This window comes from Leifsonia soli (assembly GCF_013408745.1).
Classification (GTDB): domain Bacteria; phylum Actinomycetota; class Actinomycetes; order Actinomycetales; family Microbacteriaceae; genus Leifsonia; species Leifsonia soli.
The window spans coordinates 2,582,737-2,603,326 of record NZ_JACCBJ010000001.1 but is presented as its reverse complement, the minus strand read 5'-3'; the positions used below and the strand labels follow the sequence as shown (position 1 = coordinate 2,603,326).

Annotated in this window: 19 protein-coding genes; 12 read left to right on the top strand and 7 right to left on the bottom strand. The window is 71.5% G+C overall.

Annotated elements, in window-relative coordinates; all coding sequences use genetic code 11:
• Nucleotides 1-170: 170 nt before the first annotated feature.
• The 3 genes from BJ963_RS12605 (at nucleotide 171) to BJ963_RS12595 (ending at nucleotide 5,558) form a co-directional block, all read left to right on the top strand.
• Nucleotides 171-1,238, top strand: coding sequence for a discoidin domain-containing protein (locus BJ963_RS12605; RefSeq protein WP_179457039.1), 1,068 nt, complete (start codon nucleotides 171-173; stop codon nucleotides 1,236-1,238).
• Nucleotides 1,239-1,332: 94 nt separating this feature from the next.
• Entirely contained in the window at nucleotides 1,333-4,173 is a 2,841-nt protein-coding gene (locus tag BJ963_RS12600; protein ID WP_179457038.1) for an HAD-IC family P-type ATPase, read from the top strand.
• Nucleotides 4,173-5,558, top strand: a complete 1,386-nt coding sequence (locus tag BJ963_RS12595) for an alpha/beta hydrolase (protein WP_179457037.1) — start codon at nucleotides 4,173-4,175, stop codon at nucleotides 5,556-5,558. Before BJ963_RS12600 ends, BJ963_RS12595 begins: the two co-directional genes overlap by 1 nt.
• Nucleotides 5,559-5,575: 17 nt before the next feature.
• Here BJ963_RS12595 and BJ963_RS12590 read toward each other — a convergent pair whose 3' ends face one another.
• Nucleotides 5,576-7,414, bottom strand: a complete 1,839-nt coding sequence (locus BJ963_RS12590) for a DUF2207 domain-containing protein (RefSeq protein WP_179457036.1) — start codon at nucleotides 7,412-7,414, stop codon at nucleotides 5,576-5,578.
• Nucleotides 7,415-7,513: 99 nt separating this feature from the next.
• On the opposite strand from BJ963_RS12590, the gene BJ963_RS12585 reads away from it, so the two are divergent.
• From BJ963_RS12585 to BJ963_RS12570, 4 genes are all read left to right on the top strand, one after another.
• Nucleotides 7,514-8,071 carry a GNAT family N-acetyltransferase gene (locus BJ963_RS12585; protein WP_179457035.1) on the top strand — a complete coding sequence of 186 codons (558 nt, stop codon included), beginning with the start codon at nucleotides 7,514-7,516 and terminating at the stop codon, nucleotides 8,069-8,071.
• A 204-nt stretch (nucleotides 8,072-8,275) separates the two neighbouring features.
• Nucleotides 8,276-9,676, top strand: coding sequence for an APC family permease (locus BJ963_RS12580; RefSeq protein WP_179457034.1), 1,401 nt, complete (start codon nucleotides 8,276-8,278; stop codon nucleotides 9,674-9,676).
• A 3-nt stretch (nucleotides 9,677-9,679) separates the two neighbouring features.
• Complete coding sequence (locus BJ963_RS12575) at nucleotides 9,680-10,447, top strand: ABC transporter ATP-binding protein (protein ID WP_179457033.1); 768 nt, start codon at nucleotides 9,680-9,682, stop codon at nucleotides 10,445-10,447.
• Nucleotides 10,444-11,211, top strand: coding sequence for an ABC transporter permease (locus BJ963_RS12570; RefSeq protein ID WP_179457032.1), 768 nt, complete (start codon nucleotides 10,444-10,446; stop codon nucleotides 11,209-11,211). Before BJ963_RS12575 ends, BJ963_RS12570 begins: the two co-directional genes overlap by 4 nt.
• Nucleotides 11,212-11,221: 10 nt before the next feature.
• Here BJ963_RS12570 and BJ963_RS12565 read toward each other — a convergent pair whose 3' ends face one another.
• The 3 genes from BJ963_RS12565 to BJ963_RS12555 are packed head-to-tail and all read right to left on the bottom strand — an operon-like array spanning nucleotide 11,222 to nucleotide 14,645.
• Nucleotides 11,222-12,322: an NAD-dependent epimerase/dehydratase family protein gene (locus BJ963_RS12565; RefSeq protein WP_179457031.1), complete on the bottom strand. Its 1,101-nt coding sequence runs from the start codon at nucleotides 12,320-12,322 to the stop codon at nucleotides 11,222-11,224.
• A complete protein-coding gene (locus tag BJ963_RS12560; protein WP_179457030.1) occupies nucleotides 12,319-13,161 on the bottom strand; it encodes an S-methyl-5'-thioadenosine phosphorylase in 843 nt (280 codons plus the stop codon). The genes BJ963_RS12565 and BJ963_RS12560 overlap by 4 nt, the downstream gene beginning before the upstream one ends.
• The gene (locus tag BJ963_RS12555) at nucleotides 13,158-14,645 is read right to left on the bottom strand and encodes a glycosyltransferase 87 family protein (RefSeq protein WP_179457029.1); all 1,488 of its coding nucleotides are present in this window, start codon (nucleotides 14,643-14,645) and stop codon (nucleotides 13,158-13,160) included. Before BJ963_RS12555 ends, BJ963_RS12560 begins: the two co-directional genes overlap by 4 nt.
• Nucleotides 14,646-14,757: 112 nt before the next feature.
• On the opposite strand from BJ963_RS12555, the gene BJ963_RS19185 reads away from it, so the two are divergent.
• The 3 genes from BJ963_RS19185 to BJ963_RS12545 are packed head-to-tail and all read left to right on the top strand — an operon-like array spanning nucleotide 14,758 to nucleotide 16,371.
• Nucleotides 14,758-15,333, top strand: a complete 576-nt coding sequence (locus BJ963_RS19185) for a hypothetical protein (RefSeq protein WP_246298053.1) — start codon at nucleotides 14,758-14,760, stop codon at nucleotides 15,331-15,333.
• The gene (locus tag BJ963_RS19180) at nucleotides 15,326-15,940 is read left to right on the top strand and encodes a molybdopterin-dependent oxidoreductase (protein ID WP_246298052.1); all 615 of its coding nucleotides are present in this window, start codon (nucleotides 15,326-15,328) and stop codon (nucleotides 15,938-15,940) included. Before BJ963_RS19185 ends, BJ963_RS19180 begins: the two co-directional genes overlap by 8 nt.
• Entirely contained in the window at nucleotides 15,937-16,371 is a 435-nt protein-coding gene (locus tag BJ963_RS12545; RefSeq protein WP_179457027.1) for a hypothetical protein, read from the top strand. The genes BJ963_RS19180 and BJ963_RS12545 overlap by 4 nt, the downstream gene beginning before the upstream one ends.
• On the opposite strand, the gene BJ963_RS12540 is transcribed toward BJ963_RS12545, so the two are convergent.
• The 3 genes from BJ963_RS12540 to BJ963_RS12530 are packed head-to-tail and all read right to left on the bottom strand — an operon-like array spanning nucleotide 16,331 to nucleotide 18,323.
• Entirely contained in the window at nucleotides 16,331-17,041 is a 711-nt protein-coding gene (locus BJ963_RS12540; RefSeq protein WP_246298051.1) for a class I SAM-dependent methyltransferase, read from the bottom strand. The genes BJ963_RS12545 and BJ963_RS12540 overlap by 41 nt on opposite strands.
• Nucleotides 17,038-17,661: a TIGR04282 family arsenosugar biosynthesis glycosyltransferase gene (locus BJ963_RS12535; RefSeq protein ID WP_179457025.1), complete on the bottom strand. Its 624-nt coding sequence runs from the start codon at nucleotides 17,659-17,661 to the stop codon at nucleotides 17,038-17,040. Before BJ963_RS12535 ends, BJ963_RS12540 begins: the two co-directional genes overlap by 4 nt.
• A complete protein-coding gene (locus BJ963_RS12530) occupies nucleotides 17,658-18,323 on the bottom strand; it encodes a glycosyltransferase (protein WP_179457023.1) in 666 nt (221 codons plus the stop codon). Before BJ963_RS12530 ends, BJ963_RS12535 begins: the two co-directional genes overlap by 4 nt.
• A 122-nt stretch (nucleotides 18,324-18,445) precedes the next feature.
• Between BJ963_RS12530 and BJ963_RS12525 the strand changes: the two genes are divergently transcribed.
• On the top strand, nucleotides 18,446-19,165 hold the full coding sequence (locus BJ963_RS12525) for a response regulator transcription factor (protein ID WP_179457021.1): 720 nt from the start codon (nucleotides 18,446-18,448) through the stop codon (nucleotides 19,163-19,165).
• Between the two features lie 13 nt (nucleotides 19,166-19,178).
• Nucleotides 19,179-20,330 carry a sensor histidine kinase gene (locus BJ963_RS12520; RefSeq protein ID WP_179457019.1) on the top strand — a complete coding sequence of 384 codons (1,152 nt, stop codon included), beginning with the start codon at nucleotides 19,179-19,181 and terminating at the stop codon, nucleotides 20,328-20,330.
• Nucleotides 20,331-20,590 lie beyond the last annotated feature (260 nt).

Here is a 20,590-nt window from a genome sequence, read left to right as displayed (position 1 = left end):
CCCTCGTGTGAAGAATTTACCGACGTGGTAGCCGTTCGGTAAATAGCGTACCGGGCGTCATGGCAGACGGAATCGCACGTCCTCACAAGAGAGAGCAGGGCCGAAGACCGGCCCCGCCCGCGGTACGTCGAAGAGAGAGATCACCAATGAAGCGCGGAATTCGAATACTCATGTCGGCCGCCGTGGTGCTGGGCACCGCGGCGGGGTTCGGTGCAGCGTCTCCAGCCCTGGCGACGCCGGCCGGTGACTCGTGCGCGTCGCTCTCGGAGAGCCGTCAGTATTGGGCCACGGACCTCACCTACTTCAAGGGCGACCTGGTCAACTACAACGAGAAGCTCTACCGCGCGCTGGAGTACCACCAGCGCAAGTACCCCCTCGACACGAACTGGTGGGTCGTCGCCGAGTGCCCGTCGACCGATCCGGACAGGAACGTCGCTCGCGACGCCGTCGCCACGGCGTCGTCCGAACGGGGAGACACCTTCCGGGCATCGAACGCGATCGACGGTGTGATCGGCCAGAACGGCACAGGCGAGTGGGCGTCCAAAGGCGAGTCGACGCCCAGCATCACCCTCACCTGGGACACGCCCCAGGTGATCGACGAGATCAGGGTCTACGACCGTCCGAACTCCTACGACTGGGGCACGAGGGGCACCCTCAGCTTCAGCGACGGCACGCAGACGGAGTACGTCGTCTGGATCGACAACTCCGGAAGCGCTCGGTTGCGGACCTTCGTGCCGCGGGAGGTCACCTGGGTGAAATTCCAGATCGACGACGGAAGGGGCGATGTCGGTCTGTCCGAGATCCAGGCGTTCCACCGTGGGACGACCGCAGCCCCAACGCCGAACCTCGCGCGCGAGGCGACCGCCTCCGCCTCGTCGGTCTACGACGCGCGCTACCCCGCTGCGAACGCGATCGACGGAATCGTCGGCCAGAATGGAGTCGGCGAGTGGGTGTCACGCGGTGAACTGAAGCCGTCGATCACGCTGACGTTGCCGGGCACGCAGACCATCAACCAGGTCACGCTGGGCGACCGGCCGAATCTCACCGACCAGGTGCGCGCGGGCGTCCTCTCGTTCAGCGACGGGTCGACGGTCGAGGTGGGCGCCCTCGGCAACGACGGCACCCCGCGGAAGATCTCCTTCGCCGGCCGTCAGGCGAGTTGGGTGAAATTCCAGGTGACGGACGGCGTCGGCAGCAACGTTGGGCTCTCCGAGTTCGAGGTCCGTCGCAGCAACTAGGGGTCGAGCCGGCCCCCGCGCGGATGCGGGGGCCGGCGACGCTGGCTCGGCCAGGGAGATGTCGCTAGGTTGTCCGCATGGGGAGCGCTGCGACATGACCGACACCACGACCGCTGCTCCCGGCAGGGCCGACGGCCTCTCGTCGTCCGAGGTCGCCCGGCGGGTGGCGGACGGGCAGACGAACGCCTACCGGCAGGATGCGAGCCGGAGCGTCGGCAGCATCCTGCGGGCGAACGCGCTCACCCTGTTCAACGGCATCATCGCGGCGTGCTTCCTCGTGCTCCTCCTCCTGGGCCGCTGGCAGGACGCGCTGTTCGGGTTGAGCGCCCTCGCGAACACGATCATCGGCTCGGCGCAGGAGTTCCGGGCGAAGGCGGCGCTCGACCGGCTGGCGGTGCTGCACGCGCCCCACGCGCGGGTGATCCGCGACGGCGCCGACGCGCAGATCGATGTCGCCGAGGTCGTGATGGGCGACCTGCTGGTGCTGCGCGCGGGCGACCAGGTGCCGGCGGATGCGAAGGTCGTCTCGGCCGGGCACCTGCAGCTCGACGAGTCGCTGCTGACCGGCGAGTCCGATCCTGTCGACAAGTCGCCGGGGGACGAGGTGCTGTCCGGTTCGGTCGTGGTCGGCGGCGAAGGTCTGGCCACGGTCGACCGGGTGGGGGCCGCATCCTTCGCCAACACGCTCTCGGCGCAGGCGAAGAAGTTCTCGCTCGTGGCGAGCGAGCTGCGCTCCTCCATCGACCGGGTGCTGCGCTGGGTGACCTGGGTGGTCGGCCCGATCGCCCTCCTGGTGTTCAACGCGCAGGTCATCGCTCTGGGCGGCTGGGAGGACACGATCTCCAGCGGCTCGTGGCGCCAGGCCGCCGTCAACACGATCGCCGCGGTCGTGGCGATGATCCCGCTCGGGCTGGTGCTGATGACCAGCATCGCCTTCGCCGTCGGCGCGGTGAAGCTGGCGCGGCAGCAGGTGCTGGTGCAGGAGCTGGCGGCGGTGGAGGGACTGGCGCGCGTCGACCTGGTGTGTCTGGACAAGACGGGGACGCTGACCGAGGGCGACATCGAGTTCGACGCCGAGCATCCCCTCGCGGACCAGCCGGACGGCTGGCGGGAGGTGCTCGCCTGGTACGGCGCGGAGCCCGACGCGAACGCCACCGCGCGCTGTCTGGCCGTGCCGTACACGCGGACGGTCGCGTCCGAGCCGACCGGGCGCATCCCGTTCTCGTCGGCGCGCAAGTGGAGCGCGGTGTCGTTCGGCGACGCCGCAGCCCGCAGCTGGGTGCTCGGCGGACCGGAGATGGTGTTCGCCGACGACCGGCTGACGGAGCGGACGGCAGAGCTGGCGGCATCCGGCCGCCGGACGCTGGTGCTTGCACACTCGCCGCTGCCCCTCCCGGACGAGGAGCGCCTGCCGGACGGGCTCCGGCCCGTCGCCCTGCTGACCTTCCGCGAGCGGATCCGATCGGATGCGGCCGAGACGTTGACGTACTTCGCCGGGCAGGGGGTGGCGGTGCGCGTGATCTCGGGCGACAACCCGCAGACCGTCGCCGCGATCGCCCGCCAGGTGGGGCTGGACGCGCCGACCGGCTTCGACGCGCGCGAGCTGCCGTCCGACCCGGCCGAGCTGGCCCGGGTGGTCGAGGACAACGTCGTCTTCGGCCGGGTCACACCCGACCAGAAGAAGGCGATCGTCGTCGCCCTCAAGTCGGCCGGCCACACCGTGGCGATGACCGGCGACGGCGTCAACGACGCGCTCGCCATCAAGGAGGCCGACATCGGCATCGCGATGGAATCGGGCGCCGCCGCGACGAAGGCGGTCGCCCGGATCGTCCTGCTCGACGGCAGGTTCTCCCACCTCCCGAGCGTCGTCGCTGAGGGGCGGCAGGTGATCGCGAACATCGAGCGCGTTTCGATGCTGTTCCTGACCAAGACCGCCTACGCGACGGCGCTCGCTGTGCTGTTCGGCGCCTTCGTGCTGCAGTTCCCCTTCCTGCCGCGTCAGCTCTCGGTCATCGACGGCCTGACCATCGGGCTCCCCAGCTTCTTCCTGGCGCTCATGCCGAACGCGCGGAGGTACGTGCCCGGGTTCCTCGCCCGCTCGCTCTCCTTCGCCGTCCCGGCCGGAGCGGTGATCGCCCTCACCCTGTTCCTCTACTCGTGGTCGGCGGGATCGGCCGGCGTGGGCCAGCCGGAGCTGCGCACCGGGTCCACGCTGATCCTGACCATCGTGGGCCTCTGGGTGCTGACCGTCCTCTCGCGCCCGATCGACGGCTGGAAGGTGCTCATCATCGGCTCGATGATGATCGGCCTGGTGGTCGTCTACACCGTCCCGCTCGTGCGCGATTTCCTGGAGTTCACCGAGGTCTCGGTGGTCACCGCCCTGCTCGTCCTGGTCTTCTCGGCCCTGTGCGTCGGACTCATCGAGATCGTCCGGTTCGTCCATCGACGCTTCGTCCACCGGCACACCGCCGCGCACTCGCCCGTGACCGCCCGGGCGGACGCGGACGACGAGCGCGTGCGTCCCCCGGCCGAGCTGCTCGGCGCCGTGGTGATCTGCTACATCGCGGGCGTGCTCGAGATCCTCGCGGGCATCGTCCTGCTGTTCGTCCGCTACGGGGACGGCCTCAGCAGCCTCGAGCGAACGGTCATCACCGTCGTCGGGGCCGCCACGATCATGCTCGGACTGCTCGTGATCTCGCTGGGCTCCGGGCTGACGCGAGCACGACGGGATGCGCGGGTCCTGCTGACCGGCCTCTTCAGCGTGTCCCTGCTCCTCGGCGCGATCGTCATCATCACGGACGGTAGCGTGACCGTGTTCCGGCTCGTCGACCTCGCCGTCAGCCTGGCCGTCATCCTCGTGCTGTGGACCGGCCGCACGGCACGGTTCTTCCGCGGCACGGCACCCGGCCCCCGACGTCGGCGCGGCGCCGCCTGATGGCGACGCCTCGCCAGCGGCCCGAACCGGCGCGCCGCGCGCACCCCCGTCGTCGGGCGGTCCTGGCCGTCGTGCTGGCGCTCGCCGCGGTGTTCGCCGCCCTCGTCGCGCCTGCTGCCGTGCGCTCCTCGACCGCTGCCGAACTCCGCGCGTTCGCCCGGCTCGACGCCGCGGGGATGGAGGCGATGGTCCGGGCGCAGCCCGAGCGGCTGTTCGAGCTGGCGAATGCGGCCGCGGGGGAGACGGCCCGGGAGTGGCCGGCGCTCCCCAGGGACCAGCGGGCACAGCTGGAACGGCTCCTCCCCGCGTTCATCGGCAACCTCGATGGGGTCCCTTACTCCACGCGCGACAGGGCCAATCGGCATGCGCTGCAGCAGAGCCTGACCTCCGCGCGGGCCCGCGCGGCGTCCGCTGCCGATGGCACGGCCGACCGGCTCTCTCTGGCGGCGTACACCGCCATCCATGCGGCGCTCTCGCCGAAGAGCCGCCCGGCGCGGCATCTCGTCGAGTTCGTCGCGGGCGCCCGCCCGACCGCGGCGATCTCCGTGGGCGATGTCGGCACGGCCGCGATGGTCACCTGGCTCGTCCCCGGGATGGGCACGTACACCACCGACATGCAGCTGTGGACGCTGGCGGCCCAGAACGTGTGGGATGCGCAGCGCGCCGCGGGCGCCCCGGCGAACCACGCGGTGATCGCCTGGATGGGCTACGTCGTCCCCCCGGTCGGGGTGGATGCCGCGCTCGGCGAGTACGCCGCCGCGGGAGCCCCGCTGCTCACGGAGGCGATCCAGGGGGTCCGGGCGGTCCGCCGGGCGCACATCCCGACCCTGAACGTCGTCGCCCACTCCTACGGCACGACGATGTCGGCGGATGCCCTGGCCGACACCCCGTTGGGCATCAACGCGTTCGTGATGCTCGGGTCCGCCGGGATCGAGGAGACCATCCCGACCGCCGCAGCACTCCACGCGAAGGCCGTCTACGCCGGCGAGGCCGTGACCGATGACGAGGCGGACCTCGGCCGCGTGAGCCGGACGGACCCGCGTGAGCCCGCGTTCGGCGCCCGGGTCATGCCGGTGGACGGCGACCCCGCGCAGGGCCTCCTGCCCGTGACCGGGCATGCGCCGATCCTGCACTCGTCGTACAACGACGACATCGCCTCACCGGTGTGGACGGCCATCCCGTCACTCGCGGCGCGCGAGGCGGCGTACCGCAGGCACCTGAGCGAGCACGGCTACCTCGATGCGGGCACCCAGTCGTTGGCGGAGGTCGGCCGTGCCACGGCGACCGTGCTCACGTCGGGTCCGCACCGCACCGTCCGCGCCGACGACCGCGGGAACAACGCGCTCGCGCTGCCGACGTTGCCGCCGCGCACCATGAAGGACTGACGCATCGGGATGCGGTCCTAGACGCCTCCGCCGCCTCCGCCGCCGCCCCCGCCGCCGGAGAACCCTCCGCCCCCGGTGCCGCCGGACGACGAGCTGCTCGCGATCGTCGTGCTGGACGAGATCCCGCTGACCATCTGAGAGAGCACGGCGGCGTTGAAGGCCGTCTGGCCCGCGTACCAGGTGGGTGTCTGCCCGGTCTCCTCGTAGAACCGGCCCAGCTCGGCCAGCCACTTCTTCTCCTCGCCGAACAGGACGGCCCAGGGCAGGAGGCGCTCGGTGAGCTTCAGCATCTCGCGCGGATCGTTCACGGCGACCGGCACCCGCTCCGCGCCCTGGGGCGACTGCAGGTACCGGATGCGGTCGGCTTCGGCGAGCTCCACATACATCCGCAGGCCATCGGCGTACTCGCGGAGGGTCGTGCCCGCGCTGGTCAGCGGCGACCGCGCCACCAGGACGGCGGCGGCGACGAAGAGCACGACCGAGCCGAACAGGATGCCGAACGGCGCCGCCCCGCCGTACTCGCCGGCCATGCTGACCACAGAGCCGACCACGGCGAGCAGGGTCGCGCCCAGCGCCGTGAAGAACACCGCGCGGACCGGTCCGCGCGGTCCGGTCGTGCGGTAGCCGTAGCTGGTCGCATCCTTGTGCACCCGCTTCTGCACCGCGGAGACCGCCCGGGCGACGCGCGGGTTGGACTTCCCCAGCGTCAGCGTCGTGCCCGGAGCGAGCGCGTCGCCGAACAGGGCGCGCAGGGTCTCCAGCTCGTCGGTGGTCGGGCGCGGGTCGCGCAGTGCCTGGCGACCGGTCGCCTCGGTGGAGACCAGCTCCAGCGTGTAGGAGGGCCGGCCGAGAAATCCCGTGGTCTGCAGCACGCGCACCCGTCCGGACACCGCCAGATCGAGGGTCTGCGCCGCGACCGCCTTGCTGGTGCGTCTCGTCAGGTCCGCCGTGAGCAGGAGTCCCTCCTTCGGCGGGACGTACTCCGGGATGATCGTGCCGCGTCCCGGGGCGTCGCGCAGCAGGCGGATGCGCACCACGATCGCGCCGATCAGGGCGAGGATGCCGAGCAGCAGCCCGGCCACGGCCACGTATCCCCAGCCGGTGTCGAACAGCCCGTCGGCGCGCGCCACGAACGTGCCGGGCGCGAACCCGATCGCGAACGTCAGATTCTCGCGCGGGCCGAGCTGGTCGGCGCTGAAGCGGAACCCGTCGGCGGTGCGTTCGACAGTCGCGGGCTCAGAGGAGCCCTGCGCGCCGCGGTACGCGGACGTGGTGCCCTTGAGGGCTCCGGCCAGGCCGGAGCCCAGGTGAACCGTCGCCGTCACGCGGTCGAAGGGCTGCGCCCACGCGGTCCCGTTGGTGTCCCAGTAGAACTCGTCGTCGTCGGTGTCGGCGAAGTGGCGGGTGACGTTCGTCTGCCGGTACGTGATGACGTAGGTCTGGTCGCCGTGGACGTAGTCCTTCGCCGCGATCGTCAGCGACAGGATCCCGTCGGAGGAGTCGCTGCTGTACGGGCGCGGTGTGCCGTTCTGGTCGGTCACCGACACGACCTTCAGGTCGGTCGGGTGCCCGTCGTAGTCCTCGACCAGCTCGCGCCGGATGCCGTGGTTCTGGTCGATCTCGGGGAAGCGCGCCACGAGCGTCTCGACGGTGGTAAGCGTCGAGTGCCCCTCCGCATCGCGGCCGAGCCGGTAGTCCGCGTCGAAGCTCGCGAAGGTGAAGTCGTCGACGCCGGCGGGCGCGGCGACCGGTGCCGGGGCCGGCACGTGCGCCTGCGCGGGCGGGGTGGATGCGCTCAGCACCCCCGCCGTCACGAACAGCGAGGACAGGGCCACGGCGACCGCGGCCGCGGTCATTCGCCGAACCCGGACTCCCACGCTCCCATCCTGTCACGGCGTCCGACACTGGAACGAGTTCTGCCTGCAGTGACCGGCGGGTATCGGTAGCGTGTGCCCATGTTCTCGAAGACCCTGGCCTCGGGCGGCGAGCTCCGCCCGCTGGAACCCTGGCGTGCCGAGGAGTTCGCTGCGCACCTGGACCGCGCCCGCGAGCACATCCGCCCGTGGGTGGGTCCGTCGTTCGTCACCGTCGACGTCCCCGGTGCGCGCGCGACGCTCGACCGGTACGCCGAGCGGGCGGCGCGCGACGGCGCGGGCATCTACGGGATCTGGGCCGACGGCATCCTGGTCGGCGGCGTCATGTTCGTCGAGTTCTCGGCCGCGACGGGCTCGTTCGAGGTCGGATGCTGGCTGGAGCCGGGCGCGGAGGGAAGGGGCCACATCACCAGTGCCGTGCGGGAACTCCTCGCGTACGCGTTCGATATCCGAGGCATGCACCGGGCGGAATGGCGGTGCCGCAGCGACAACGACCGCAGCTCCGCCGTTGCTCGCCGCCTCGGGATGACGCTGGACGGCGTGCTCCGTGAGGCGTGGCCGGTCGGCGACGTCTTCCACGACAAGCAGGTGTGGTCGCTGCTCGCATCGGAATGGCGGCGACCGTCCGCCCGATCCTGACGAATGGCGGCGCCCGGTGCTCGGGTGAACATCGTCCGACACCGAGTGTCACGTCCCGCGATCGTCACGCCGCACCTCTTCACGATTGCGGTCAGCACCTCGAAGGAGGCATATGCTGTGCGATGGTGTGCCGGGAAGTCTGGTCGGCGGATGATCCCGCGACCCTCGGGCTCTTCCGGAATCCGATCGGATGGAGAACACACCATGCCCACTCGCGACACGGCGCAGAGCACTGCCGTTCGAGCGTCGTCCGGCCGTTTGGCTTCCGGCCCTCTGCTGCTCGTGGCGTTCGCGTTCGCTGTGATGGCCGATCCGGTGTCGTCGGTGGCGTACGCGGTCGAGGCGGCCCTGCGTGCGTTGAACGGCGACCTGGCACTGCTGCTGCCGACGATGGCTCTGGTCGTCGCGATCATCGCGCTGGTCATCGTCAACTACCGCCAGCTGGTGGCCCGCTACCCGCAGGGCGGCGGGGCGTCGGCAGCGGTCGGCGAAGCGTTCGGCGACGGATGGTCGTTCGTGCCGGTGGGGGCGCTGGTGGTCGACTTCGTGCTGACCATCGCCATCAGTGCGTCAGCGGGCGCATCGGCTGTGATCGCCTACGCCCCGGCCCTGGCGGCGTACCGCCTGCCCCTCGCGCTCGGTCTGGTGGTCGTGGTGGGGGGCCTGACGTGGTTCGGACATCTCGGACGGCTGCTGTTCGCGGTCCTGACGATCGCGTTCATCGTGGTGGCGGTCGCCGTCCTCGTGTTCGGGCTCTGGGCGCAGCCGGACCCGACGGGAACGATCACCGAGTCCGCAGGTCGCAGCGCCCCGTTGGCGATCGTCCTCGCGTTCCCGGTCGCCATGGCGTTGGCGACCGGCGTGGAGGCTCCCTCGTCGGCCATCGCGCAGCTCGGGCAGCTGGACGACGCCGGGCGTCGCCGATTCGGTCAGGTCACGCTGGTGTTGACCCTGATCGTCGTCGGAACGATCACGTTGGGACTCGCGGCGGAGGCGACGCGCCTGCGGATCGGCATTCCGCCCGCCGAATCCACTCAGATCGCCGAGCTGGCGCGGGTCGCAGCGCCGGCGCCGCTGTTCGCCGCCTTCCAGCTGGTCACGGCGCTGCTGCTGCTGTCCGCCGCGAGCTCCTCCTTCCAGGCCGGACCCGGTCTCCTCAAAGCGCTTGCCGGAGAGCGGGGCTCCGGTGGGGAGAGAGTGGGCATCCTTCCGACAGCGCTCGGCCGGACGAACCGTCACCACACGCCGTACTGGGGCGTTCTGGTCTTCCTGCTGCTGGCCGGTGCCGTGACGGCCGTGGCAGGCGGCAACGACCAGGAGCTCGTGCTCTTCTATGCCGTGTCGGTCTTCCTCAGCTTCCTCGCCGGCCTCCTGGCGATGGCGCGGTTCTCGTGGCGCGAGCGGCGTATCGGCTCCCTGCTGCTCAATGCACTCGGCGCACTCGTGGTGGCGTTCACCCTGGTCGCCAACCTGTCCCGCGGCACACCCATCGTCAGCCTGGTGGTCGCACTGCTGATCGCCGCCGGGCTGTTCGTGCTGTGGGTTCGCAACGGGCGTCCTCCTGGCATCCGCAACATCGCAGCGGAATCCGAACAGGAGGAGTGACACATGGCGTCCGGTGCCTCCGCGACTCCTCTCCCCCCGGGAATGGTGCTTGCGGGAGTCAGCCGATCGTTCGCCGGGGGAGCGGGCATCCACTCGGTCGATCTCGCGGTCGCGCCGGGAACGGTTCACGCTCTGGTCGGTCTGAACGGCGCGGGCAAGTCCACGCTGATGAAAGTGATGCTGGGGATGCTGCGGCCGCAGGCCGGCACAGCCTCCATCGGAGGGGTCGACGTGGGCCGGGCGGGCGTGGAGGTCTGGGCGCAGGTCGGACATCTGGTGGAGGCGCCGCTCGCCTATGCGGAGTTCACGGTCGCCCGGAACCTCGCCATGGCTGCCGCTCTCCACGCCGTCCCGCCACGACGTCGCGCGCGTGTCGTCGACGGCGCGATCGCCGAGTTCGGCCTGGAGCCGTATCGGGGGCGGGGCGCGCGGGTGCTGTCCTTCGGCAACAGGCAACGGCTCGGTCTCGCGGCGGCGCTCCAGCACGACCCGTCGTTCATCGTGCTGGACGAGCCGACGACCGGCCTGGACCCTTCCGGAACCCTGCTGCTCCGCGAGAGCCTCCGGCGTCGTGCGGGGGAAGGAAGCGCCGTGCTGATCTCCAGCCATCACCTCGACGAGGTCTCACGGCTGGCGCAGCGGATCAGCGTCATGAACGCCGGCCGGCTCATCGGGGAACTCGATCCGGCGGCGCCGGAGCTCGAGCGTGCGTTCTTCGCCATGGTCCTGCGCGACGATGAGAGTCGGAACGGCGAGGGTGGTGCCCGGTGACCGCCTCCCTGTTCGCAGCCGCCCTCGGCGTGGAACTGCAGAAGTCCCTGAGGGCGCGCGTACCGGTCGTCGCCGCCATCCTGCTGGTGGGCGGGGTCGTCGCCATCTGCCTCTCCGTCACCGTTGCCGTGGCCGGCGGCGATCCGGCCATCGTCGCCAAGCTCGGACCCGTGGTCGGCGAGGGCGGATGGAACGGGTACTTGAATGCGGCCCTTCAGGTCACCGCCGCAGCCGCGGCCGGCGCGTGCGGCATCCTGGTCAGCTGGAGCGTCGGGCGGGAGTTCGCCGAGGGTACGGTCTCCGGTCTCTTCGCTCTGCCCGTGTCGCGCACGGTCATTGCGGCTGCCAAACTCATCGCTTTCGCCGCCTGGTCCACGACCGTCGCGCTCGCCCTCATCTCCGCGCTCTTCATCGCCGGAGTGCTCGCGGGCTTCGGACCGTTGCCGCGCAACGGCGGTGAGATCGCGGTGCGTCTGCTGGTGCTCGTCCTCGCGACCGCCGGGGTGACGCTCGCAGCCGCGTGGGTGGCGACGCTGACCAGGGGACTGCTGGGTGGCATCGCCGCCACGGTCGTCCTGCTGGCGAGCGCGCAGGTCGTCGTGTTCTCCGGCGGTGGCGCATGGTACCCGCCATCAGCACCGGCACTGTGGGCACTCGACCCCACCCCGACAACGGCCGTCCCCCTCGCGGGGGCTCTCGCGGTCGGCGGAGTGTTCGCGGTTCTCACGCTGCTCTCGTGGAGACGGATGGAGCTGGACCGCTGACCCGTGGCCGTCAGCCGGCCGTCTGCCGGAGCGGCAGCGGGGAGGCCGTCACTCGACGCCGCATCGGCGCCGCCGTGAAGGCCCGGACGGCGTCCCGCCAGGGGCGCTGCGCCCTCCATCCGATCTCAACGGCGATGCGTTCGGACGAGGCCGTGATGTGGCGAACGTCGCCCAGGCGGAAGTCGCCCGTCACCACAGGGGCCGGGCCCCCGAGGGCGTCGGCGATCGCCGAGGCGAACTCGCCGATCGTTCGCACCGTGCCGCTGCCGACGTTGTACGCGTGCACGGCGCCCTCCGGTCGGGTCTCCAGCCACTCGATGGCTCGGACGTTCGCGGCGGCCACATCGATCGCGTCGACGAAGTCGCGGCGCTGCCGGCCGTCCTCGAACACGAGGGGGGCGAGGCCCTGGTCCAGCCGGGAACGGAACAAGGACGCGACGCCCGCGTACGGCGTGCCGCTCGGCATCCGGGCGCCGAAGACGTTGTGGTAGCGAAGCGCGACCACGCGGCCGCCGGTCGAGCGCGCCCACGAGCGGGCCAGCTGCTCCTGGGCGAGCTTGGTGACGGCGTACACGTTGCGGGGCTCGGTCGGGTCGTCCTCGCGGATCAGCAGCGGCTGCAGCGGGCGACCCTCCCGGTCGAGCGGGTCGAAGCGGCCGGCGCGCAGGTCAGCGACGGCACGCACGGGTGGCTGGACCACGGCGTGGCCGTCACGGTACAGGCCCTCCCCGTACACCACCATCGAGGAGGCGAGGACCAGGCGCGTCGTCCCGGCCGCAGCCATCCGGGCAAGCAGCCGCGCCGTCACCCCGACGTTCGAATCGACATAGTCGGGTGCGTCGCCGAAGTCGACGCCGAGCCCGACCTTGGCCGCCTGGTGGCACACCGCATCCGCAGACCGCAGCAGCGCCTCGGGGATCGCGCCGGCATCCGCGACGAGGAGGTCGAGGTCGCCGTGGAGGCTGCTGAACCAGTCGGGCACCTCGGCGCTCGCGTGAACGTCCGGGCGCAGCGAGTCGACCACCGTCACCCGCCAGCCGCGGCCGACGGCGGCCTCCACCACATGCGACCCGATGAAGCCGAGGCCGCCGGTCACGACGAGATGCGTCACCCGGCACCCCCGGCGGAGACGGGGGCGTCGAGCACACGGCGCACGGCGTCGGCAGGGATCAGTGTCCGCGGCCGGTAGCCGGTCGGCACGGCGGTGACGGTGGCCGCGATGGCCGCCCGGATGCGGGGGCCGGCCTGAGCCATCCGCTCCAGCACCAGTGCCGCGTCGGCCGCATCCGCGGTGTCGCCCGCGGCGGTGCCGGCGTCGGTGTCCGTCACGAAGCAGAGGGTCACGAGCCCGAGCCCGAGCTCGGCCGCGAGCACCGCCTCCGGGTATTGCGTCATATTCACGATGTCGGCACCGACCGAGCGGTACCAGGCCGACTCGGCCCTCGTCGAGAACCGCGGTCCCTGGATGACGACCGTCGTGCCCTCCGAGACGACCTCCTCGCCGAGGCCCGCGAGCGCCCGGGTCGCCGCATTCCGGAGGACCGGGTCGAACGGATCGGCCGCGGCGAGGTGCTGCACGTCGCCCTCATCGAAGTAGGTGTCAGGACGGCCGCTGGTGCGGTCGATGAGCTGGTCCGGCACGACGAACAGGCCGGGCCGGGCGCGCTCGGACAGCCCACCGACGGCCGAGGAGGTGATGACGGCGCGGACGCCGAGCGCCGCGAGCGCCCAGATGTTCGCGCGGTACGGGATGCGGTGCGGCGCGAGGGCGTGGTCTTCGCCGTGCCGGGCGAGGAACGCCACCCGGCGGCCCGCCGCCGTGCCGATGCGGATCGGGCCCGACGGCGGTCCGTAGGGCGTGTCGACCGTGACGGTCTCGATGTCGGCGCCGTCGTCGAACAGCCGGTAGAGGCCGGACCCTCCGATGACGGCGATCTCGGCTCCGGTCATGATGTCTCCTCTCGAGTGGCCGCCGGCCGGGGTGCCGCGGCGGCGTCCGCGATGTGTGGGGCGCCGGTCAGCGGAACGGATCGCCTCCAGCGCACGACCGTCACGGTCGCCGCCACAACGACGGCCGCCGCCAGGACGAGCGTCGCGGTCGTGTGCGAAGGGACGAGCGATTTCACCGTCAGAGCGATCGGTACCACCAGCCACTCCCAGCGTCGGCTCAGCGCGATGAAGGGGATGAGGATGAGCGCGTACCAGGGGTAGCTCGGAGTCGTGATGAGCAGTACCGCACCCACCGAGACTGCCTGGGCGTGCCAGGGCGCCCGCGGGTCGGCAGCGCGCCACCCGAGCACCAGCGCCGCGAGGACGAGCGCGCCCGCGAGCGCGGTCGCCCACAGCCCGGGAAGGAACGGGGACAGCAGGGCGAAGCGTCTCCCGCTCTCGTACCCCTCTTCGGTGAGGTACCCGGGGAGGTAGCCGATGACGGCCCAGCCGGTCACCGCCACATAGGGGATGTAGCAGACGGCGAACGTGCTGACCGCGGCGAGCAGCGTGGTGACCGGCCGTCGCCGGGCGAGCGCTGGGGCCGCGATGGCCGGCACGAACTTCGCCGCGGCGGCCAGGCCCATCAGCACCCCGACGAGCGCGGCGCGCCGCCGGCTCCCGCCCGGCCCGAACCATGCGCGCAACCGTGAGCCCGGGCCGCTGAGGCGTCCGGCCAGCGCCGGGACGGCGGCGAAGGTGGCGGCGACCATGAACAGCACTCCGAGCGCGTCGACATGGGAGTTGGTCACCGCCTCCGTCGCCACGAACGGCGACCAGCCCCAGATCGCGGCCCAGCGCGCGTCGAGGCCGCGAGCGCGCATCCCGAATACCAGCAGCACCGTGGTGCCCAGGCTCAGCAGCAGGCCGCTCACCTGGAGCGGCGCGTACTGGGCCTCGACGGGCACCACCGCGCGGACGGCCGCGAAATACGCCTCGGCCGCCGGCGGATAGATCGTCGGAACGTGGGGCCGGTTGAGCGCCGTGCAGAGCAGGTCTCTGCCCGGCACGCTCGTCGTCGACGTGATGCGGCGACCGGCGCAGTGGAGCGAGCCGTCGGCGGCGGGCACCGGCGCCGGGAACAGCCACGGCACGCGGTACGGGTCGAGCGCCTCGGCGGCGGGGACATGCGCGTATGGCGAGATGCCCGCATCCTGCACGATGCCGTCCCAGGCATACCGTGCCGAGTCGGTGCTGAGATTCGGGGGGCCGGCCAGCGCCGCGCACCCCAGCGCCGCCGAACCGGCCAGCACGAGGACGATCGCCGCGCGCCCTCGCACGCGCAGCAGCACCACGAACGCTGCGGCGGCCAGCAGCCAGGCCACCCCGGAAGCGATCCCGAGCGCGAGCTTGTCGCCGGGCACGAACCCCGCGATGCTCGCCGTGGTCACGGCGGTGACAGCCGTCAGGGCAGCGAGCAGCACGCAGACGATGACGACCTTCACGTCCTCGAGTGTGGCCGTTCATCGCGGGCAGTGGAGCCGGATCCGCCCTCCCGTTCGGGGATCGTAAGATTTGCCGCGTCTCCCGCGCGCCGCCTCCGATCACAATCGGAACATGTCCGTCACCGACCGTGTCTCCCGCGCCCTCGAGCCGCGGATGGCCCGAGCCAGGAGGGTGCTCGGGGCCCCGGCACGAACGGCGCGGACGACGGTCGTGATCGGCCGCCTGCTGGGTACCGCCTTCGTCGTCTGCTTCCTCACCGGCCTGTACAGCCACCTCCTGCAGGAGCCGCTGCCGGGCATGCGCTTCCCTCCCTGGCCGGGTCTCTACGCGTTCACCCAGGGTCTGCACGTCACCGTCGGCGTCGCGATCTTCCCCCTCCTGCTCGGCAAGCTGTGGACCGTGTACCCGCGGCTGCTCCTGTGGCCGCCCCTCGGTTCCGCGCGGCAGGTGCTGGAGCGCGCCTCCGTCGCGCTGCTGGTGTCCACCGCGTTGCTCGAACCGGCCATCGGCCTGGTCAACACATACCAGTGGTATCCGTGGCCGTTCCCGTTCCGGCAGACGCACTACGCGCTCGCCTGGGTCATCGTCGGATCGATCGCGCTCCACGTGGCCGTGAAGCTCCCGATCATCGTGCGCTATTGGTCGCGGCGCAGCGCCGCCGAGGACCGGAGCGTGACCGATGACTGACGGCCAGGGCATCAGCCGCCGGGCGCTTCTCGGCACGATCGCAGCGGCCGGCGTTGCGACGGTGGCCCTCACGGCCGGCCAGTCCTTCGGCGTGCTGGCGCCGCTGAATGTCTTCGCGCCGCGCGTGCAGGGCGACGGACCGCAGGGGGTGCCTGTCAACATGACCGCGAAGGCGGCCGGTGTGCTGTCGTCGGCGCGGGCTGCCGACTGGGCGCTGACGGTCCGCAACGGCGACCGCACGGAGACCCTCGATCGCGCCAGCCTGAGCGGCCTGCCGCAGGCGCGCGCCACCCTCCCGATCGCCTGCGTCGAGGGGTGGAGCACGACAGCGCAGTGGGGTGGCGTACGGATGCGGGATCTGCTGGCTCTCGTCGGGGCACCGTCAGGCGCCACTCTGCTGATCAGCAGCCTGCAACCGCGGGGCGCCTATCGCCGGACGACGATGGGGCCGGAGTTCGCCGAGGACCCGACCACTCTGGTCGCCCTGACGCTCGGCGGGCAGACGCTCGATCTCGACCACGGCTATCCGGCCCGCGTGATCGCGCCCGGCCGGCCAGGTGTGCTGCAGACCAAGTGGCTGGCCTCCATCGAGGTGATACCCGGATGACGCGCATCCGCCGGATCATCGGTGCCCTCGGCCTCGCCCTGATCGGCACGGGCATCGTCTTTCTCGTCACCGACCTGCGGATCGCGCAGATCGTCGGGCTCATGGTCTGGCTGGCGGCGGCGGTCGTGCTGCACGACGCGGTGCTGGTGCCGATCGAGACAGCCATCGACCTGCTTCTGCGTCGCGTCGGCCGGCGCCTGCCGCGTGCCGTCACGACCGTCGTGGAGGCGGGTCTGGCCGTCGGCGCCCTTCTCACGGCCCTGGTGGTGCCCGAACTGGTCGCGCAAGCGCGGGGGCCGCGTAATCCCACGGTGCTCCCCGGCGACTACGGCGTGCGGCTGGCCGTGCTCTGGCTGGTGATCGTGGTCGCGGTCGCCGTGACGTCCACCGTCATCGTGTGGCGAGCACGAAGGTCCGCCCGGCGACCGTGACCGTGGTCGCTTCCATCCCGAGGTCCCCTGCGATCTCGCTTGCGACGCGCGCACCCACTTCGGCCCAGGGGAACCACGCGCTGCGGGCACCGGCAGGATGGACCAGTTGAGCCAGGAAGACCGCGTCGCGCTCCGGATCGGTGTGCGTCTCCACGATCATCCGGCCGCCCGGGCGCAGGAGCTCCGACCCGCGGGTGAGGAGGGCGATCGGGTCGCCGCCGATCCCGACGTTGCCGTCGAACAGGGCGACCGCGCCCCAGGTGCCCTCTGCGGGCAGCGGGTCGAACACGGAGCGGTGCAGCACCGGGAGGCCCGCCGACCGCGCATGCTGGATGGCTGCCGGGGAGACGTCGATCCCGAGCGCGATCCTCCCCGACTCGATCGCGGCGCGCACCAGCCGGGCAGGCCCGCACCCGATGTCGAGCACGGGGCCGACCGTGAGCCCCAGCACGTCGCGCTCGCCGTCCGTCGCCGCCGCCAGGTAGGCGGACACGTCGAGCGGCACGGCATCCTCGATGCTCCCATCGCGGGCGACCAGGGCGAGCAGACCGCGTCCGGCGCGGATGGCCAGCTCATAGGGCTCGGCGCCACCGCGTCCGAACTCGGCCGACGGACCGGTGCCGACGTGCTCGGCGCGGAGCAGGACGCTCGAGATCCGTCCGGCGTTCATGCGGGTACTCCGGCCGGCCGGAGCTGGTCGAGCGTCCGGGCCAACGCCGGCGAGCGCAGTGCCGCGGCGGGCACATCCGCCGCAGTGTCGATGTCGGTGAGCGGCGGAAGAAGCCGCACGCGGAGTCCCGCGCTGCGCAGCCGCTCCAGCTGGTGGAAGCCGGTCGCCTCGGTCGACATCGGAACGCCGCGTACCAGCGCACCATCCGGCCGACGTAGCGCCAGCGCCCAGAAGCCGCCGTCCGTCGCGGGACCGAACCACGCATCCACGTCCGGATCGTCCGCGAAGACGGCGGTGAGCGTGTCGGGGTCGACGTGGGGTGTGTCCATGCCGAGCAGCAGGACCGGTTCGTGCAGCATGTCGAACAGCGCCGCGATCCGCGCATCGAGACCGCCCGAGCGCTGGGGCAGCACCTCCCAGCCTGCGGCGGCCGCCGGAGGCACGGCGCCATCGAAGTACAGGATGCGGCGGGACGCCGGAAGCGCACCCGCGACCCGCAGCGTGTCGGTGAGCGCTGCGGTCGCGATGGCCGCGGCCTCGACCGCGGTGAACTCCGGCTGCAGCCGCGTCTTGACGCGCCCAGGGAGGCATTCCTTGGCGATCACGACGACGGCGGTCATCGGGCTGCCTCGGCCAGGCGTCGCCGCGTGTCGCGGACCGCGGTGAGGTAGCCGCGCAGTGACCCGGTCACCTTCGACCGGCCGATGCGGGGGCGATAGGCCATATCCACGTGGCTCAGCCGCCACCCCGCGCGGTGCGCGCGGAGTACCAGCTCGACGGGGTAGCCGCTCCGCTTGTCCCTCACCTCCAGTTCGAGGAGGGCGGCCCGGCGCGTAGCGCGCACGGGGCCGAGATCGCGGAGAGGAAGGCCGGTCCGGGAGCGCAGCATCCACGCGAGCACCACGTTGGCGACCCGGGCCGGCACCGGCCACGCCTGCCGGGAGGTGGGGCGACGGCGTCCCACGGCGAGATCAGCCGTTCCCGCCCGCACAGGGGCGACCAGCGCATCGAACTCGGCCGGGTCGATGGTGCCGTCCGCATCGCACACGATCACGAGGTCCGAGGTCGCAGCCGTGAGGCCTGCATGGACGGCGGCCCCGTAGCCCCTGCGCGGCTCGCTCACCACGACAGCACCCCCGAGGAGGGCGACGTCGGCGCTGCCGTCGGTCGACCCGTTGTCGACGACGATCGCCCGGTATCCCGGAGGAAGGGCGGCCAGGAGCACCGGGAGCGCCTCCGCTTCGTTCAGACAGGGGAACACGACGTCGATCGGTATGGTCACGGTTCGACGCTACGCACCGGCGTGGTCGGCCGGCGCCGGCAGAATCTTACGAAACGCGGACGGTGGCGACCGTCGGGATTCCCGGCGGCCCGACGCTCGAGCTGCCGACCTATGCTGAGCGCATGACCACCCTTCCCACCGGCTCGCCGTCGGTGCGCGACGTGCGCGACCGGCGGGTGCTCGTCGTGGAGGACGACCCCACCGTGCGCGAGGTGGCCAGCGGCTATCTCCGCTCCGCAGGGCTCATCGTGGACGAGGCGGTCGATGGCTTCGATGCGCTCGCTCTCGCGGAGCGCACCCCGCCCGACCTCGTCGTGCTCGACCGGATGCTTCCCGGCGTCGACGGGCTCGAAGTCGCCAGGAGGCTGCGGAGCCGTCGGCCCGTTCCGATCATCATGCTGACCGCGCTCGGCTCCACCGACGACCGGATCGAGGGGCTCGAGGCAGGTGCCGACGACTATCTGGCCAAGCCGTTCTCACCGCGCGAGCTGGTGCTGCGCGTCCAGTCCATCCTGCGCCGCAGCGTCGGCGAACTCGCCCCCGAGGCGCCGTTCGTCCTCGGGGCCTTCGCGATCGACCCCTCCAACCGCACGGTCAGGAAGGCCGGCCGGTCGCTGACCTTGACCGCACGCGAGTTCGACCTGCTCGCCTTCTTCCTCAAGCATCCCAACCAGGTCTTCAGCCGGGAGCAGCTGCTCAAGGAGGTCTGGCGATGGGATTTCGGCGACCTCTCCACCGTCACCGTCCACGTTCGCCGGCTGCGGGAGAAGATCGAGGACGACCCGACGAAACCCCGGCACCTCACCACCGTCTGGGCGGTGGGCTACCGGATGAGCGCCTGAGGAGGCGGCGGACATGCTCTCTCTCGCGGATCTCGCCGTGATCGTCGGCACCAGCCTGGTCGTGGCGCTGGTGATCTCAGCGTTGGCCGTGGCGGTGCTGCAACTGGTGCGCCGCGCGTCCATCCTGGTGCGCCTCGGTGTCGTCGTGCTGGCGGCCGTCGCCTCGATCGTCGGCGGCACGGTGGCCATCGCCCGGGCCATGTACATCTCGCCGCACGACTTCGTGGTGCTCGTCTGGGTCATCGCGGTGGCCGCCGTCGTGAGTCTCGGGGTGGCGGGAGTGCTCGGGATGGGCCTCGTGCGCACCAGCCGCACACTCCGCGATGCCGCTCGAGCGGTCGGCGACGGCGAGGTCGTCGTCGCGCAGCCGCAGGACAGCGGCGAATTCAGCGCCCTCTCCCGTGAACTCGCCGAGATGTCGCGTCGTCTCGCCGAGTCCCGGGAAGAGGTCAGGATGCTCGACCAGTCGCGACGGGAACTCGTCGCCTGGATCTCGCACGACCTTCGCACCCCGCTCGCTGCGATGCAGGCGATGGCGGAGTCGCTCGAGGATGGCATCGCCGCCGATCCCGAGCGGTATTACCGCCAGCTGCGCAGCCAGTGCGCGACCCTTGGTCACATGGTGGACGACCTGTTCGAGCTGTCCAAGATCCAATCCGGGAGCCTGCAGCTCGACTTCGGCCCCCTGTCGCTGTACGACATCGTCAGCGACGCGGTGGCTGATCTCTCGCCTCTCGCCGCCACCCGCTCGGTCTCGCTGAACGAATCGCAGGACGGCGACCTCACGGTGTGGGGGGACGCGCGGGAACTGTCCCGCGTCATCCACAACCTGCTCCTCAACGCCATCGAGCACTCCCCGGAAGGATCCGGCATCCACGTGTCGGTGCGCGAGGCGGCGGACTCGTCGGTCGTGCTCAGCGTGGTGGACGAGGGCGGCGGCATCCCGGAGGAGCACCTGGCGAAGGTGTTCGACGCCGGCTGGCGGGGAAGCGCCGCGCGGTCCCCGCGCGCCGGGGTGGTGTCGGGAGGCGCGGGCCTGGGCCTGGCCATAGTGCACGGCATCGTCACCGCGCACGACGGGGACATCTCGGTCCGCAACACCGAGGCCGGCTGCCGGTTCGATGTGCACCTGCCGCGGTTCCGCACGGCGCCTGCTGGACCGTAGGGCTCGACACCCGAGCCCGCGGAGAACGAGAAGAGCCGACCGTGCTCACGAAGCGACACCTGGTGTCACGTCTCGCCCTAGTTGGGCATTCTCAAGCTAGTTGGGCTTTGAGTGAGGGTCGCCATGAGAAGTGTGGGGCCTTGGGGAAATCACCCAACCTTCGGTCGGCACTGACGGCTGCCTATGGAAATTGCCGACGGCAGCTGGCCATGACTCCTTTTCGCAGGCTGTCAACGGGTCTTGCTTGTGTGTCGGAGTCC